This is a genomic window from Clostridium sp. DL1XJH146, assembly GCF_054819755.1.
Map to the genome: position 1 here is coordinate 1 of NZ_JBTVVN010000004.1, position 14,739 is coordinate 14,739.

Annotated in this window: 16 protein-coding genes; 6 read left to right on the forward strand and 10 right to left on the reverse strand. The window is 28.9% G+C overall.

Annotated features, from left to right (window positions below; all coding sequences use genetic code 11):
- A partial coding sequence (locus ACVHXK_RS03120) for a transposase (RefSeq protein ID WP_461204899.1) occupies positions 1-615 on the reverse strand: 615 nt, incomplete at its 3' end.
- A gap of 162 nt (positions 616-777) precedes the next feature.
- Between ACVHXK_RS03120 and ACVHXK_RS03125 the strand changes: the two genes are divergently transcribed.
- Positions 778-1,296, forward strand: a complete 519-nt coding sequence (locus ACVHXK_RS03125; protein WP_461204900.1) for an RNA polymerase sigma factor — start codon at positions 778-780, stop codon at positions 1,294-1,296.
- The gene (locus tag ACVHXK_RS03130; protein WP_461204901.1) at positions 1,280-1,996 is read left to right on the forward strand and encodes a zf-HC2 domain-containing protein; all 717 of its coding nucleotides are present in this window, start codon (positions 1,280-1,282) and stop codon (positions 1,994-1,996) included. Before ACVHXK_RS03125 ends, ACVHXK_RS03130 begins: the two co-directional genes overlap by 17 nt.
- A gap of 183 nt (positions 1,997-2,179) precedes the next feature.
- Here ACVHXK_RS03130 and ACVHXK_RS03135 read toward each other — a convergent pair whose 3' ends face one another.
- Positions 2,180-2,692 (reverse strand): NUDIX hydrolase, encoded by a 513-nt coding sequence (locus ACVHXK_RS03135; RefSeq protein WP_461204902.1) that lies wholly within the window; start codon positions 2,690-2,692, stop codon positions 2,180-2,182.
- Positions 2,693-2,902: 210 nt separating this feature from the next.
- Between ACVHXK_RS03135 and ACVHXK_RS03140 the strand changes: the two genes are divergently transcribed.
- Both ACVHXK_RS03140 and ACVHXK_RS03145 read left to right on the forward strand, forming a co-directional pair.
- On the forward strand, positions 2,903-3,397 hold the full coding sequence (locus ACVHXK_RS03140; RefSeq protein ID WP_461204903.1) for a spore coat protein: 495 nt from the start codon (positions 2,903-2,905) through the stop codon (positions 3,395-3,397).
- 334 nt (positions 3,398-3,731) lie between these two features.
- A complete protein-coding gene (locus tag ACVHXK_RS03145; RefSeq protein ID WP_461204904.1) occupies positions 3,732-5,786 on the forward strand; it encodes a penicillin-binding transpeptidase domain-containing protein in 2,055 nt (684 codons plus the stop codon).
- A gap of 258 nt (positions 5,787-6,044) precedes the next feature.
- On the opposite strand, the gene ACVHXK_RS03150 is transcribed toward ACVHXK_RS03145, so the two are convergent.
- From ACVHXK_RS03150 to ACVHXK_RS03175, 6 genes are all read right to left on the reverse strand, one after another.
- Positions 6,045-6,806, reverse strand: a complete 762-nt coding sequence (locus ACVHXK_RS03150) for a ribonuclease H family protein (protein ID WP_461204905.1) — start codon at positions 6,804-6,806, stop codon at positions 6,045-6,047.
- Between the two features lie 180 nt (positions 6,807-6,986).
- A complete protein-coding gene (locus tag ACVHXK_RS03155) occupies positions 6,987-7,436 on the reverse strand; it encodes a DUF134 domain-containing protein (RefSeq protein WP_461204906.1) in 450 nt (149 codons plus the stop codon).
- A gap of 221 nt (positions 7,437-7,657) precedes the next feature.
- Positions 7,658-7,852 (reverse strand): DUF5320 domain-containing protein, encoded by a 195-nt coding sequence (locus tag ACVHXK_RS03160; protein WP_461204907.1) that lies wholly within the window; start codon positions 7,850-7,852, stop codon positions 7,658-7,660.
- Positions 7,853-8,071: 219 nt separating this feature from the next.
- Positions 8,072-8,692, reverse strand: a complete 621-nt coding sequence (locus ACVHXK_RS03165; RefSeq protein ID WP_461204908.1) for an MBL fold metallo-hydrolase — start codon at positions 8,690-8,692, stop codon at positions 8,072-8,074.
- A gap of 109 nt (positions 8,693-8,801) precedes the next feature.
- Positions 8,802-9,719, reverse strand: coding sequence for a GNAT family N-acetyltransferase (locus ACVHXK_RS03170; protein WP_461204909.1), 918 nt, complete (start codon positions 9,717-9,719; stop codon positions 8,802-8,804).
- 227 nt (positions 9,720-9,946) lie between these two features.
- Positions 9,947-10,750: an FMN-binding protein gene (locus tag ACVHXK_RS03175; RefSeq protein WP_461204910.1), complete on the reverse strand. Its 804-nt coding sequence runs from the start codon at positions 10,748-10,750 to the stop codon at positions 9,947-9,949.
- A gap of 276 nt (positions 10,751-11,026) precedes the next feature.
- Here ACVHXK_RS03175 and ACVHXK_RS03180 point away from each other — a divergent pair, with 276 nt between their 5' ends.
- On the forward strand, positions 11,027-11,608 hold the full coding sequence (locus ACVHXK_RS03180) for a hypothetical protein (RefSeq protein ID WP_461204911.1): 582 nt from the start codon (positions 11,027-11,029) through the stop codon (positions 11,606-11,608).
- A gap of 173 nt (positions 11,609-11,781) precedes the next feature.
- On the opposite strand, the gene ACVHXK_RS03185 is transcribed toward ACVHXK_RS03180, so the two are convergent.
- Both ACVHXK_RS03185 and ACVHXK_RS03190 read right to left on the reverse strand, forming a co-directional pair.
- Positions 11,782-12,243 carry a YbaK/EbsC family protein gene (locus ACVHXK_RS03185; RefSeq protein WP_461204912.1) on the reverse strand — a complete coding sequence of 154 codons (462 nt, stop codon included), beginning with the start codon at positions 12,241-12,243 and terminating at the stop codon, positions 11,782-11,784.
- A gap of 106 nt (positions 12,244-12,349) precedes the next feature.
- Positions 12,350-13,402, reverse strand: a complete 1,053-nt coding sequence (locus ACVHXK_RS03190) for an NADH:flavin oxidoreductase (protein ID WP_461204913.1) — start codon at positions 13,400-13,402, stop codon at positions 12,350-12,352.
- Positions 13,403-13,611: 209 nt separating this feature from the next.
- Between ACVHXK_RS03190 and ACVHXK_RS03195 the strand changes: the two genes are divergently transcribed.
- Positions 13,612-14,565 (forward strand): 2-hydroxyacid dehydrogenase, encoded by a 954-nt coding sequence (locus tag ACVHXK_RS03195; protein WP_461204914.1) that lies wholly within the window; start codon positions 13,612-13,614, stop codon positions 14,563-14,565.
- Positions 14,566-14,739: the final 174 nt, after the last annotated feature.

Here is a 14,739-nt window from a genome sequence, read left to right on the forward strand (position 1 = left end):
CATATTTTTATATGCGGCAGCATAGGCATTATGTTTCTCATTTTTAGTAACTTTTGCATAATATTTTTGACGATTAACCTCTGAAACAAGTGTTTTAGGATTATTTTCTTTAACTCTTGGTTTTAAACCAGAAGTATCATAAATTAGCATAGAATTTAGATTTTTATGTGGCGAATTATCTGGAAGATCATTATTAATTTTCTCGCAAATATCAATAATATTTGGAATCATTGCATTAAATAAGTTACCAATATCACTTTCAAATGTTATTTTAAATCTACTGAAAAATGATTCATCAGGAATGGTATCGTCGAAACTACAGAATTCTCTTATTTCGGTAGAAAATACAAGAAAAAGATTTAATAAAACAGTTGTAGGTATATGAAATATCTGCATTATTATCAAAGCTGAAAGTACTGAAGAAAGTGAATACTTACGCCCCCTGCCTAAATCGGCATAATAATTTTTGGTAAAAGATTCAGGTATAAAAGTATTAAGATCGAAATTATCACGAAGCAGATTTAAAAAACCGGTAGGTTGTTTGGTGATTAAGTCATTTAATTCAGATACTTGTTCGAAAATAGTAATTTGTTTATTTTTATTAAGACAAAACATGTTATTGTCCTCCTTTGTGTGTTTTTTATAGATAGGGCTATTTATAGAATGCCACATTGGAGGAAAATATAAAAGCCTAACGGCTAAAAGATAGTAGAAGCAACGATTGCAGTATTCTGCAATCGGCTATTTCTGTACTTATATTTAAAAGGAGGTTTAAGATTGAATGATTTTGATGAAATATATAGGCTGTACGGAGATCAAATATTTAAATACTTAGTTTGCCTAACAGGTAATATTGAACTAGCAGAAGAATTGACACAAGAGACATTCTATCAAGCCATTAAATCTATAAATAACTTCAAAGGAGAATGTAAATTATCAGTATGGTTATGCCAAATTGCAAAATTTTCATATTATAAGTATAGAAACAATCACTGTAAAAGGAAAAATGAACTTGAAAATACAAATATATACATACAGGCTATAGAAACACCTGAAAATATTTTAATTAATAGTGAAGATAAACTTAAATTATATAAAGCAATCCATAAACTAAAAGAACCTTATAAAGAAGTAGTTAATTTAAGAACTTTCGGGGAATTGAAATTCAAAGAAATCGGCGATGTATTTAACCAAAGTGAGAATTGGGCAAGAATTACTTTTTACAGAGGAAAACTTAAACTAAAAGAAATTTTAATTGATATTGAAAGGAGCGAAAATTTTGAAAATCAGTTGTGATGTTATAAATGATTTATTTCCATCATACGTTGAGGGTTTAACTAGTAATGATAGTAATAAAATTATTGAAGATCATATACAAGAATGTACAAATTGCAAAGAAACCCTTGAACTATTGAAGGGAGATTTACAAAAAAACGAAGAAAAATCTGCAAATTTAAACGACTCATCAGTAAAATTATTTAAAAGAGTAAGAAAAAAAACTTTTAAATATGTTGGTATTGCATTACTAATAGGTATTTTGATAGGTATTTTGGGACCTACTATAAATTCTTCTATATCTGCAAAAAATTCTGCTACAAAATTTTTCAAAAATATAAAAGAAGAAAACTATGAAGAAGCTTTTGAATATTTATATTATTATGACCAAGCTTCAGACCTTCCACCGAATATATCTTATGAAGATGCAAAAGAAATTTGGATTAATAGAATTAAAGATTTAAAAGAAAATGGGACTTACTTAAAATCCTATAATGAATTACAAGTTAGAATTGATGATAGCTATGCAATAGGTAAACTCGAATTAACATTGGTTGAAAATGGTGAAGAAAAAACATTTGAAACTTCTATATGGTTTGGACCAACAAGTGACATACTAATAGGTCCTATATGGTTTAGAACTTGGAAAGTAGGCAATTTAAATGATGGTACTGAAAAATCTGAATTTGAAAAAGCAATAAGTGGATACATTACTAAATAAATTAACAACTTTTGAAGCGTAATTAATAAATACAGGGCAATAGATATCTTTATCCAAATATATCTACTGCCCTGCTAACCTTTCCTACATATCCAATAACTATTTTCACCTTAATATTATTAGTCATTTTTAGAAACAAAATTAATAATCTGTTTTGTATAATTCATACTTGTCTCTTATTAGCTATTTATTAAATATAAAATCACAAATTCTTTTTCTAAAATATTCTAACCTCTCTGCAACAGGTAATGCAACAAGCCCTGATTCTATCATTTCATCAAATCTTTCTAATGTCACCCACTTTGCATCTACAGTTTCATCTTCTTGCATTTTTAATTCAGATATTTCATAATCTTTTCTCACTATATAGCTATCAATAAATGCTGTTTTTTCTTTTTTAGTGCCTAAAAATAATATTTCTTCTTCATTTGCAAGTATTCCTGTCTCTTCTCTTAATTCTCTTAACGCACCTTCAACACTTGTTTCTCCTGCCAAAACCGAGCCCGCAGTATTTTCCCAGAAATTCGGATATACATCTTTTTTAGGGTCTCTCAATGTAGATAATATCTCATTTTTTGAATTAACAGTCCAAATACTTACAACGACATGATAATTTCCAATTACCATTTTATCTTTTCTATTATGCGTTTTGTATAAAGCTTGTCTATTTTCATCAAATAAATCCCACTTTTCCATTTTTTCTTCCTCCATATTGTATTAGTCTAATACTAAGATTTTATTACTAATAGTGTGAAATGTGAAGAGTGAAGTGTGAAATACTTGATGATTTTCTCAGTGTTCATAAATCTTTTAATTGCAGTAGCTTTTCTACAATATTACAGAAAGTGTCACCTATAATATGTTTAAATATTCTACCTCTGGCAATACTAAAATCGAGGTGATATTATGGTAACTTGGACAAATAAAGAGCGTACCTTACTAGAAGACGCTAGAGCTGACGAAGAAGTATGCATGAAAAAGTATACTAATTATGCATCAATAACTAATGACCCACAATTAAAACAGATTTTAACAGACCATGCTAACGCAGAACAAGAACATTTTGATACTTTAAATCAAATGTTAAATGGAACTGTGCCAGATATGAACGCCCAGCAACAAAGTCAACCAAACCAGCAAACTACTCAATCCCAACCAACTCAGCAACAAGCAAATATACCAGTTCAACCTACGCAAGCACCTGCAATGCAAATTGCTGAAGACAAAAAAATTTGCCAGGACCTTTTAATGACGGAAAAATATGTCTCTACTGCATATAATACCTCAATTTTTGAGTTTAAAGACCAAAATGCAAGAGATGTTTTGAACCATATCCAAAAAGAGGAACAAGAGCATGGCTATGATTTGTATAACTATATGGAGCAACACGGAATGTATTAAAAATTCAAATGCACAATGCACAATTGTCAATGCACAATTATGGATGATTTTCTACCCTTTGGTTAGAAAATCTTTAATTTATAAAACAACTAATCCAATTTAAAAATAATCTAAGATTAATTATTAACTCTTAATTAATCTTTAAAATAAATTAAAGAAATTTTTTAGCTCCGCTAAAAAATTTCATCCTTAATTGTGCATTGTGCATTGTGCATTGTGCATTGTTTTTTTTATTATGCATTATAATTTAATGTTTGCTTGTAATATTATACAGTGATAAAATTATGTTATTCTATAAAAATTTATCAAGGTAAATTAAAAGGTAGGTAAAGATATGTTTAAGAAAAAAAGTTTGATAATTGTATTGTTAATAACTGCTGTATTTATGTTTTCTTCTTGCTCAAAGGAAAAAGATCCTGTTCAGGTTTTTAATGAGTTTTCAGATGCATGGATGAAGAAAGATTTTAGTAGTATGTACTCAATGATGGATTCATCCACTAAATCAAAATTAACAGAAGAAGATTTTATAGCTAACAACGAAGCATTTTTTGAAAATGCATATGTGGACAATCTTGAAATTTCAACTGATATAACTTATGAAGAAATAGAAGATGAATTAAAAGATAAAATTGAAGCTATAATGCCTTTTGAAATAAAAGTTAGTACAAGCTATGGAGATTTTTCTATGTATTCAAATGCTAAAATTGTAAAAGAAAAAGAAGATAAGGAAAACAAATGGAATATAGTTTGGAATAATACATATTTCTTATCTGATTATACTGATGAAGAAGTATCTATTTCTACTAAAATACTTTCTCCTACTCGTGGAAGTATCTATGACAGAAATGATGCCCTTTTAGCTGGTTATGGAGATGTCATAAGAGTAGCTATAGTTCCTGGTAGGTTTAACAATAATAAAGATGTCGTTATTAAAGATTTAGCTACAGAATTTAATTTAACTGAAGAATTTATACAAAGTAAATTAGACCAAAGTTGGGTTAAAGATGACTCTCTTGTAGTTCTATTAAATATACCCGTATCTCAAATATCTCGGATTAAAACAATCAATGAAAAATATATAAATGATGACGGTAAATCCCCTGCTACTTACGACACAATTGAAGGAAGAGTTTATCCCCTCGGTGAAAGTGCAGCTCACTTAACTGGTTATATCGGAATGATTACAGCTGAAGAACTAGAAAAACACAAAGATAAAGGATATACTTCAACAGATTATATTGGTAAAACAGGTATGGAAGCTCTTTATGAGGAAGAACTTCATGGACAAAGTGGTATAGCTATTTCTTTAAAAGTTGGAGATAATTCCACTGATTTACTGAAAAAAGAAGCTATAAATGGAGAAGATTTAAAACTTACTATAGATTCTACTATGCAACAAAGCTTATTTAATCAATTGGAAAAAGACTCAGGTACAGCTTCTGTTATGAATCATAAAACTGGTGAAATTATGGCTCTTGTAAGTTCTCCTTCTTATGACCCAAATAAATTTGTACTTGGCATAAGTAGTGAAGAATATAATGAGTTAACTAATAATCCTTACCTTCCAATGGTTAATAAGTTTTCTAAAGTATATGCACCAGGTTCAACTTTCAAAGCTCTTACAGGCGCTATTGCCTTAGAAACTGGCGTTGTTGATGAAAATTTTTCGATTAATGTAGATGGTGTTGATTGGCAAGCCGATCCTTCTTGGGGAAATTATTTTGTTACTAGAGTATCCTCAAATGCTAATGTAGATATGGAGAAAGCCTATATTTATTCTGATAATATATATTTTGCTCAATTATCATTAAAAATCGGACAACAAAATTTTGTTGATTACTCTAAAAAGTTTGGTATAGGTGATTCCTTAAATATTGGCTATTCTATAGATTCATCTCAACTTATATCTGACCCTAATACTACAATTAAAGAAACTTTATTAGCTGATACTGGATATGGCCAAGGTGAAGTTGAAGTAAATCCTTTATACCTATCCAAAGCATATACTGCATTTATGAATGAAGGACAAGTAATTGAACCTATATTACTATATAATGATGTAGCTACAAACAAAGAAGCTGCAACAACTGCAATATCCCCTGATGTAGCTAACAAAATATATTCTTTCTTACTTAAAATTGTGGAGGATCCGAATGGCACAGCTAATGCTGCTAAGATAGCAGGGAGAGAAATTGCAGGTAAGACGGGTACTGCAGAATTAAAGGCAAGTAAAGATGATGCAAACGGAACTGAAAATGGTTGGTTTATAGCCCTTGAAAATAGTGATGAAAAACCATACATTACTACAATGATGATTGAAGAAGTTCAAAACAGAGGTGGTAGCCACTACGTAGTAGGAAAAGTAAAATCATTTTTAGAAAGTTACTAAATATAAATAGACTATAAAACACTTAAATTTAATGACAGCTAGGCAGTAGATATTTTTATGAAAAATATCTACTGCCTAATTTTTTCTATAATCAATAACAAATTAACGATATCTTTGTTTTAAATAAGTTATCCACAATTCTGTGGATAAGCCTGTGTGTAACTTTGTGGAAACTATGTTAATATAATTTAACCTATATTATAATTCGATGTAAAATCGAGTAAAACCAGGCTATTAGCCTGGTTTTTAAGTTGAAAATCATAATAATTCTTCTAATTTATTTTTCGCATATAAATCGCATAAAGTATTCTCAAAATGGTCTGTATGAGCTTTTACCCATTTAAATTCTATATATTTCCCATCTGTTAGTTTATCAAATTCTTTCCAATTATTTATATTCTTAACACTTTCCCCATTAGCTGTTTTCCAACCATTAAGTTTCCAACACATAACCCATTCTGTTAGTCCTTTTCTTACATATTGACTATCTGTGATAATCCGTATTTTCTTAGTATTTTTTAATAATTCTACCCCTTTAATTGCCGCTCTTAGTTCTGTTTGAGAAGATCCTATTTCCAATGATTCTTCAATATAACTTTTATAATTGCCCTTTGTATCTTTTATAATAATGGTATAAGCACCTTTTTTTCTTTTATCTTGATAACTTCCATCTATATAGATTTCATTAATTATTTTTTCACCTTCATCTACAACATAACTATTTATCGAATTATTCCTTTTATCTAAAACAACAATTTTACTTCTATCATTGAAACTAGCCACATCCTTTTCATCTCTTAAGGCAATGGTCAATTCAAATCCTACATAATAAGTATGTGGTCTTTTGTTGTGAAGTATTTTTCTAAGTTGGTACTCATTCTCTTGGAGGTATGAGGATAAATTATTTTCAGTAATGAATTCAAGCTTTTTCTCATAAGGGTTAAAATAAATTTGTGATAATTCTTCACCCTTAATAATATTTATAGTATAATTATCTTCGCTCATATTTACTATTTTCATTTTGAACAGTTGCATCTCCAAGATTTTCACCTCCATACTTAGTTAGGTCACAGTTCACAGTGAACAGGTCACAGTTTAAAATCTATAGTTCATCGTTATTGTTGATATTTAGCGTCAAAATCATTTTCGAATTGGTTATTCTAATTTTGATAATTTAGCACTATTATAAAGCTAATACTCTTATTTTTCATTATTATCTACCTTATTAATATCTTCTTTATTATTCCATGATTCATTATTTCTTAGTCTATGGCCACCATTACCACATTGTTTACCTCTTCTATTACACCCTCTGCAAATCTCCATATCGTCATTTTCTTCGCATAGTTTGTAATCTCCACCTTCTATTCTAATCCTTCTGCCATTAACTAAAGAATCGGCAATTTTCTTTCTAGCATCTTCATAGATTCTTTGAATAGTCGAACGAGCTACTCCCATAATTTCAGAACTTTGCTCTTGATTTAAACCTAAATAATCTACTAGTCTAATTATTTCGTATTCTTCCACAGTCATAAATATTATCTTATCTTTATCTATTTCACTAGTAATATCTTCATTTTCAAAAATAGGTCCATAATTTTTTACTTTTGGGACTTCACATACTCTTCTTCTTTTTCTAGGTCTTGGCAATTTAAACACCCCTTATTAATTCAATGCACAATGCACAATTTACAATGCACAATTAAGGATAAAATATTTTAGCAAAGCTAAAATATTTCTTTAATTATATCAAAGATTTTCAAACTAATGAAAAGAAATTTTTCACTCATTGTAGATTGTACATTGCTAATTGCTGCTAATTGCTAAATAAATTATACATCAGCTGTTAATTCTTGTACATTCTATTTTACCTATCTACTATTTGTATTTCCAGACCCAAAACCTCTGCCTCTACCAGCACTACCTCTAGCGCCACGTCCTAAACCTAAACCTAAACCTAAAGGTCTTGAATTATTCTGATTATTACTGTCAGTGTCGCATGTACCTAATCCTCTTCCTGTTTTTGAGCCTTGTCCTTGAGGTCCTGTTCCATCTCTTCTTGGCATAATTTGTACCTCCTAAATTATTTATTATTTTATATTCATGTAATGAACATATACCCATTACACTTATTATTATACTCAGTTTTAGGTATATGTCAATAACTAGTTTTAAAAAATAAAAAATAGAATTAATTCTACTCTTTATCAATATTTTTCCTCATATTTAATTATTACTACTACCACTCTACGTTTATTTAATTAACATTCACTAATCAAATAACTTTATTTATTATCTAAATAAATCCCTCCATGTCCAGTGCAAATAATTTCTAACCCCTCTAGTTTTTCAATCTTTTCCAAAGATTTAATCTGAGTTTTTGTATCCATATTCTGAAGTCTACCAAAATGTTTGATTTCTCCTTTTGAAAGCAACATTGTATCCCCAGCAAAAATATATCTATCATTTACCAAATAACACATCGACCCTGGCGTATGCCCTGGTGTTAGAATACCTTTAATCTTTATATCTCCAATAATAATTTCTTCATCATCCTCTATCGTAGTATATTCAACCTTTAACCTATTGTATTTAATTCCTAATAACCTTGATTTTTTACCGTTTATCATTTGTTCTTCTGCTTTTGATATATATACTTTTGCATTTTTAAATAATTTTACTCCACCTGTATGGTCATAATCTGTGTGGGTCAAAAATAAATACTTAATCTCATCTGGTGCCACACTGATTTTCTTAAGCTTTTGCTCTGCTACTATTGGAGTAAATATACCAGAGTCAAAGGCAATATAACCCTCACTAGTTTTCATAACATAATAATTAACGAAAATACTCCTAATTGCATATACATCTTGAAATATCCTTCCCGTTGGAACAATATTAAACATAAATACCACCCCTTTTCAGCCTATTTTTTAAAGTTACATTGTTTATATAAATTTACTTAATAATAATAAACTGTAGTTTGCTTTTGAAATTACCCTTATGTTCTTACAATTAGTTTATTTTCATTGAAAACCAAGCTGCTCTTTGTTCATAAAACTTAAATCCATACTTTAAATAAGCTTTGTATGCAATTTCATTACTTGTAACCACATAAAGCTTTATGTTATTATACTTCTCTCTTTGTGCTATATTAACAGCTTTTTTCAAAAGTAACTTTCCTATCCCTATTCCTTGATATTTAGGTAATACGCCAATATTTTCTATCCACACAGTATCTTCTTTCACATCTGATTGATATATAGCTACAGGATTTTTTTTAAAATAGCATATTCCTGACCAATCAGTATTCTTATTGTAACTAGCAATTTCTTTTGCCTCATCTATTCTCATCATTCCGCCATTAGGAGATGCAATAAAAGCTTTATTATGTACTGTTCTAAATATTTCTGTATTCTCCTTGGTTAAATTTCTGTACTCAAAATTACTATTCTCTTCTATTTTGCTCAAAGCATTCATGTCTTCAAATTTTAATGTAACCATATCATATGATTTTTCAAATCCTAATTTAATTATGGTTGGTATAAGATATTCTCTACCTTTGCTAACACCTAACCTTATGAATTTTGCATCCGTTTTATTTACCGTTTCTTTTACTTTTTCAAGCAAATTAAAAATATATTTATCCCCATCTTTATAAGCAAAAATCGAAGTAATAAATGCCTCTCCTCTAGTTTCAATATCTATAGTAATCAATCCTAGAGTTGCTTTCAATTGGTCATTTTCCCATACTGTAAAATACTCTTTGCCATAATTAAATAGATGGCCTGAAAAATCTTTTATCATAGTATTAAAATTATTGAAGGGTGGCTCATCGCTAATATCATTCAAAAAACAGAACAACGCTTCTCTTTTTTCTTTATTTAAACTTATAAACGTTAAAATTTCTATACAAAGCACCCCCTTTTTCATATTTATCTCATATTCTTTAAATATAAATTTACTCTATTAAGAAAACCTTTTCTTTACTATCCTAATAATAATATTACTACATTATTAAGATAGTTTATAGGAAAATTTTTGTATTTGTTGAAATAATTCATTTAAACTAACACTATATAAAAAAGCCTTCTAAATTAAAAACAGAAGGCTTTTTTGTTTGTTTTTATTTTTTAGTTTAGAGTTCTCTACTATTAATCTTACTTTGCATCTTCTAATGCTTCATTTGTAGCCTCTATAATAGCATCAGAAGTCATAGTAGCTCTTGTTATAGTATCCACGTCTGTTTTTTGAGTTTCTACAATATCATCTGTTAATGTAGGGACAACTCTTCTTAAGAATTTAGGTGTTTCATTATTATCAGTTACCTCTACACTTTGTATCATTCCATCCTCAATAATTACTTCTACATTTAAATTAGGTCTATATCCATTTGCTTCACCATAGTATGTACCATCATTATATAAACTACTACCATCTGAATTCTCTATCTCTTCATTATTATTTTCTATTGCTGTATCATCATTATCAATTTTACTTGCTAAATCATTACTATCTGCACTTTCTGATATACTAGTAGATTGATTAAACCCTTCACTATTTGAATTAAAGACATCTTTTACAACAGCAATATGTATAACCATTGTTAATAAAAATAATACAGTTAAAATCCTATGATAATATATCCATATCTTCTTTGTTTTAAGTTTTTTTCTAAGCATCCAATTGAGCCCTAATAATAAACTAAAAACCCAAGCTACTGTACCCCAGTTAAAACTAAGTACACTATCTGATGAATATATACCATGTACCAATCCTATAATAACCAATATAATGCCTAAAGTTTTATGATGTTTTCTTAATACTCTATTTAAACTATATAAAAAATTCTTTTCGTTATTAAAAACCTTCTTATTAATAACCCTTAAAACATAAATAGCACTCATTATAATAGCTAAACCCGTACTTATTTTTGCTAATCCAATATTTAAAAACATATCCATTTTGTATTCCTCCATATTGTTATAATTATTATTTTGCTTACTTCAAATACAAGTATTTAATAATTTATAACCATATTATATTTATAAATTATTAAGCAAATATGAAGATATCTATTTTCCACATTATTAATATTTTATGAATTTTATTTTTTAATGAGATAGCTTTATACTCAGTAATGTATAATAATATATATTATGTAATTTAGCTATTTCTCATTTGACTTAGCTATTGTTTTATATTTTAATCAAATAATCATACAATAAAGGATGTTAACTATGGATAAGAAAAAACTAGAAAATTTTTGGTACTATAATAAAACTAAAACCATCATAGGTATAATTGTAATATTTGTTATAGGTTCATTAATAATGGATATGATAAACAAAGATGATATAGTTTTGCAAGCGTATTTATTAAATGGCTATGCAGAAAAAACAAAAACCATTGCTTTAGAAGAACAATTAGCCTCTCAGTTACAACTACCTAATAAACAAATTATTTCAATAAGCTCCATTAATGATGGAGAGACTAATGCTGATATACAAACTGCATTTTCTGTGAAATTTTCTACTGGTTCAATTGATGTTCTAGTATTAAATGAAGAAGATTTTTATGCATACGCAAAAGATGGAGCTTTTATAGACATTTCAAAAGAAAAAGACTCTATATCAACAAAAGGACTTCAATTTGTAGGGAAATCATTGACTGATTCTGAAAATATATATGGAATAAAACTACCGGAAAATACTGTTTTAGATAGTCTTGATTATGATACTAAAGATAAAGTAATAGCAATCGCTGCTCTTTCTTCAAATAAAGATTTGGCTATGGAATTCTTGAAGCATATCTTAGAATAAAAAAATATACTTGTACGTACTTTTCTAAATAAAACTATTAATTTATACTCGTCCAAACTCACAGATTCATCTAGATTTTGAACAAGTATAAATTAAGTTACGTAGTATATACCTTACAGTTATGCTTTTTCATAATTAATAATCAAATCTTAAACAGATATATTATTATTCAATTATTCCTTACAAAGATTTATCCACTCTCCATCTGTTATTTTAGCCAATTCTTCAACTTCAATTTTTACTGCTGTATTTGGAGAACCACCTGCTGGAAATACTATTTCATATTGTTTCAAAGATTCATCTAAATAAATATCCAATGGTTTTATTAACCCAAAAGGGCATACTCCTCCAACAGGATGGCCTGTTGCTTCTTCTACATCTTCAAATTTCACCATTTTTGCCTTAGTACTAAAATACTCTTTGAATTTTTTATTATCAATTCTAGCATCACCTTTAGATAAAATTAATATATCCCTATCTTTTAATCTAAAGGCCATGGTTTTAGCAATTTGTCCTGGCTCTACCCCTAAAGCCTCTGCTGCTAACTCTACTGTTGCAGTACTTTCTTTGAATTCAATAACCTTTAAATCCAAATTATTTTCTGTAAAATAGTTTTTAACACTTTCTAAACTCATATTAATCCCCTTTCTTAAAACATAGTGTGAAGTGTGAAGTGTGGAGTGTGAAATTTTGCACAGCAAAATTAACCTTAACTTCACTCTTCAAATTTCACACTTCACATTATTGAAAAATACATCTTACGCCATTCTCAGAATAGCATTTACCACAGGATATACATTTAGCTTTACTTTTGTCTCCTGACTGCCATCTATTTATTAAATTAGGCTCTCTTATAAATGGTCTACACATTGAAAAGTACTGTATTTTTGTACTATTTAATATGGAATCCATATTCTCTAGACTTCTATTTAATGCTACTAATATAATTGGGATATTAAGGTTTTGGGCTAGCTCTGCTGCGTAATCTTTGAAAATAGCTTCTTCTTTACTTTTATCTTTCCATACTCCTCCACTAACTTCAATAGCATCTATCTCTTTTTCTTGTAGCTTTCCACTTATGTATTTGCAATCATCAAAAGTAGCTCCATCTTCATCAAAATCTGAACAATTAAGTTTTATTGTCACAGGATACTCTTTTCCTACTCTATTTCTTACTTCATCATAAACTTCTAATATCATTCTTCCTCTATTTTCTATACTGCCCCCATATTCATCTTTTCTTCTATTATAATAGGGACTTAATGTTTGTGATAAAAGATATCCGTGAGCACCATGAATTTCTACTGCATCAAAACCCGCTAATTTTGCTCTTTCTGCTGCATTTCCAAAAGATTTTACTAATTCATTTATTTCTTCTTTACTAATTTCTTTAGGTATAACTCCTGTATTTTTGTTTTCTACAGAAGACATACCCCATATTACTCTTTCTTCAGTCTTATATCTTGTTGAAGACCCTCCATAAACAATTTGAAGCATTATCTTACTATCATAACTATGTACCATTTCAGTAAGTTTTCTGTATTCCTCTATAAAGCTATCCTCATAGATTCCAAGCATTCCTTCATTGGGTTTTTCTTCTTCCATTATATAAGCATATCCTGTAATTATTAACCCTACTCCACCTTTAGCTAAATCTTCATATATATTAAATAATTTTTCTGTTAAATGCCCTTTATCATCCGCCATCTTCATCCAAGTAGCAGACCTTACAAATCTATTTTTAAGTTCCATATTATTAATTTTTGTTTTATCAAATAAAGATAATTTAATCATCTTAACTCCCCTTTATTTTGTAATAAATTATTATCCTATTATAATTTGTAAATAACAATAAAATAAGTTTAGCACAATACTATATATCAATCAATAAACAGAAAAAAATCTAAGGTTGACAATGTTTTCATAACAATGATATTCTTTATTTGTAGTAATAATAAAGTGAAAAAGATTATTAAGATTTAAAAATAAAAGGAGTGTATACTATGAAAATTGTTATGCTTGAACCTCTAGGAATTAGCAAAGAAGCTGTAGAATCTCTTGCAAAACCATTTGTCGACAAAGGTTATGAATTTGTACCATGCTACGAAAAGATTGAAACTAAAGAAGAAAAAATAGCCCTTGCTAAAGGAGCAGATGTATTTATAATTGCCAACTCTCCATTAGATGGTGATGTTATAAGAGCTAGCGAAAACTTAAAACTTATTTCTGTTGCTTTTGTTGGAATTGACCACGTGGACATTGAAGCTTGCAAGGAAAAAGGCGTTACTATAAGTAATGCAGCAGGATATTGTACACATTCAGTAGCTGAACTTACTTACGGCCTTATGCTATCTGTTTTAAGAAACATTACTCCTTGTGATAAAGCTACAAGAGAAGGAAAAACTAGAGCTGGATTAGTTGGAAATGAATTATATGGTAAGACTGTTGGAATAGTTGGTACAGGTGCAATCGGAATAAGAGTTGCCGAGATTGCAAAAGTATTCGGTTGTAATTTACTTGGATATAGCAGAACTCAAAAAGAGGAAGCAAAAGAATTAGGTATGAAATATGTATCTCTAGAAGAATTAATGAGTGAAAGTGATATCGTTTCTCTACATACACCACTTACTCCTCAAACTAAATTACTTATAAACAAAGAAAATATAGCTCTAATGAAACCATCATCAATTTTGATAAATGTAGCTAGAGGAGCTGTTGTAGACAGTACTGCACTTGCTGAAGCTTTAAATAATGATAAAATAGCTGGAGCTGGGATAGATGTATTCGAAATGGAGCCATCAATTCCTAATGACCATCCACTACTAAACTCAAAAAATACATTAGTTGCTCCACATGTAGCTTTTGCAACTGGTGAGTCAATATTTAGAAGAGCTGATATGGTATTTAATAATATAAAAGCTTTTGAAAATGGAAAACCAGAGAATGTGATGCTTTAAAACCAATGCACAATTTACAATGCACAATGCACAATTGAGGGGGATTTTCTTCCCTTTGGTCAGAAAATCTTTAACTTAAAAGTTCAAATTAAAAGTTCAAAAAATAAAACTATTAAGCGACAACTTCAAAGTATGATATTTCCTTCTTATAGTAAACAATTTAAATAATAAAAG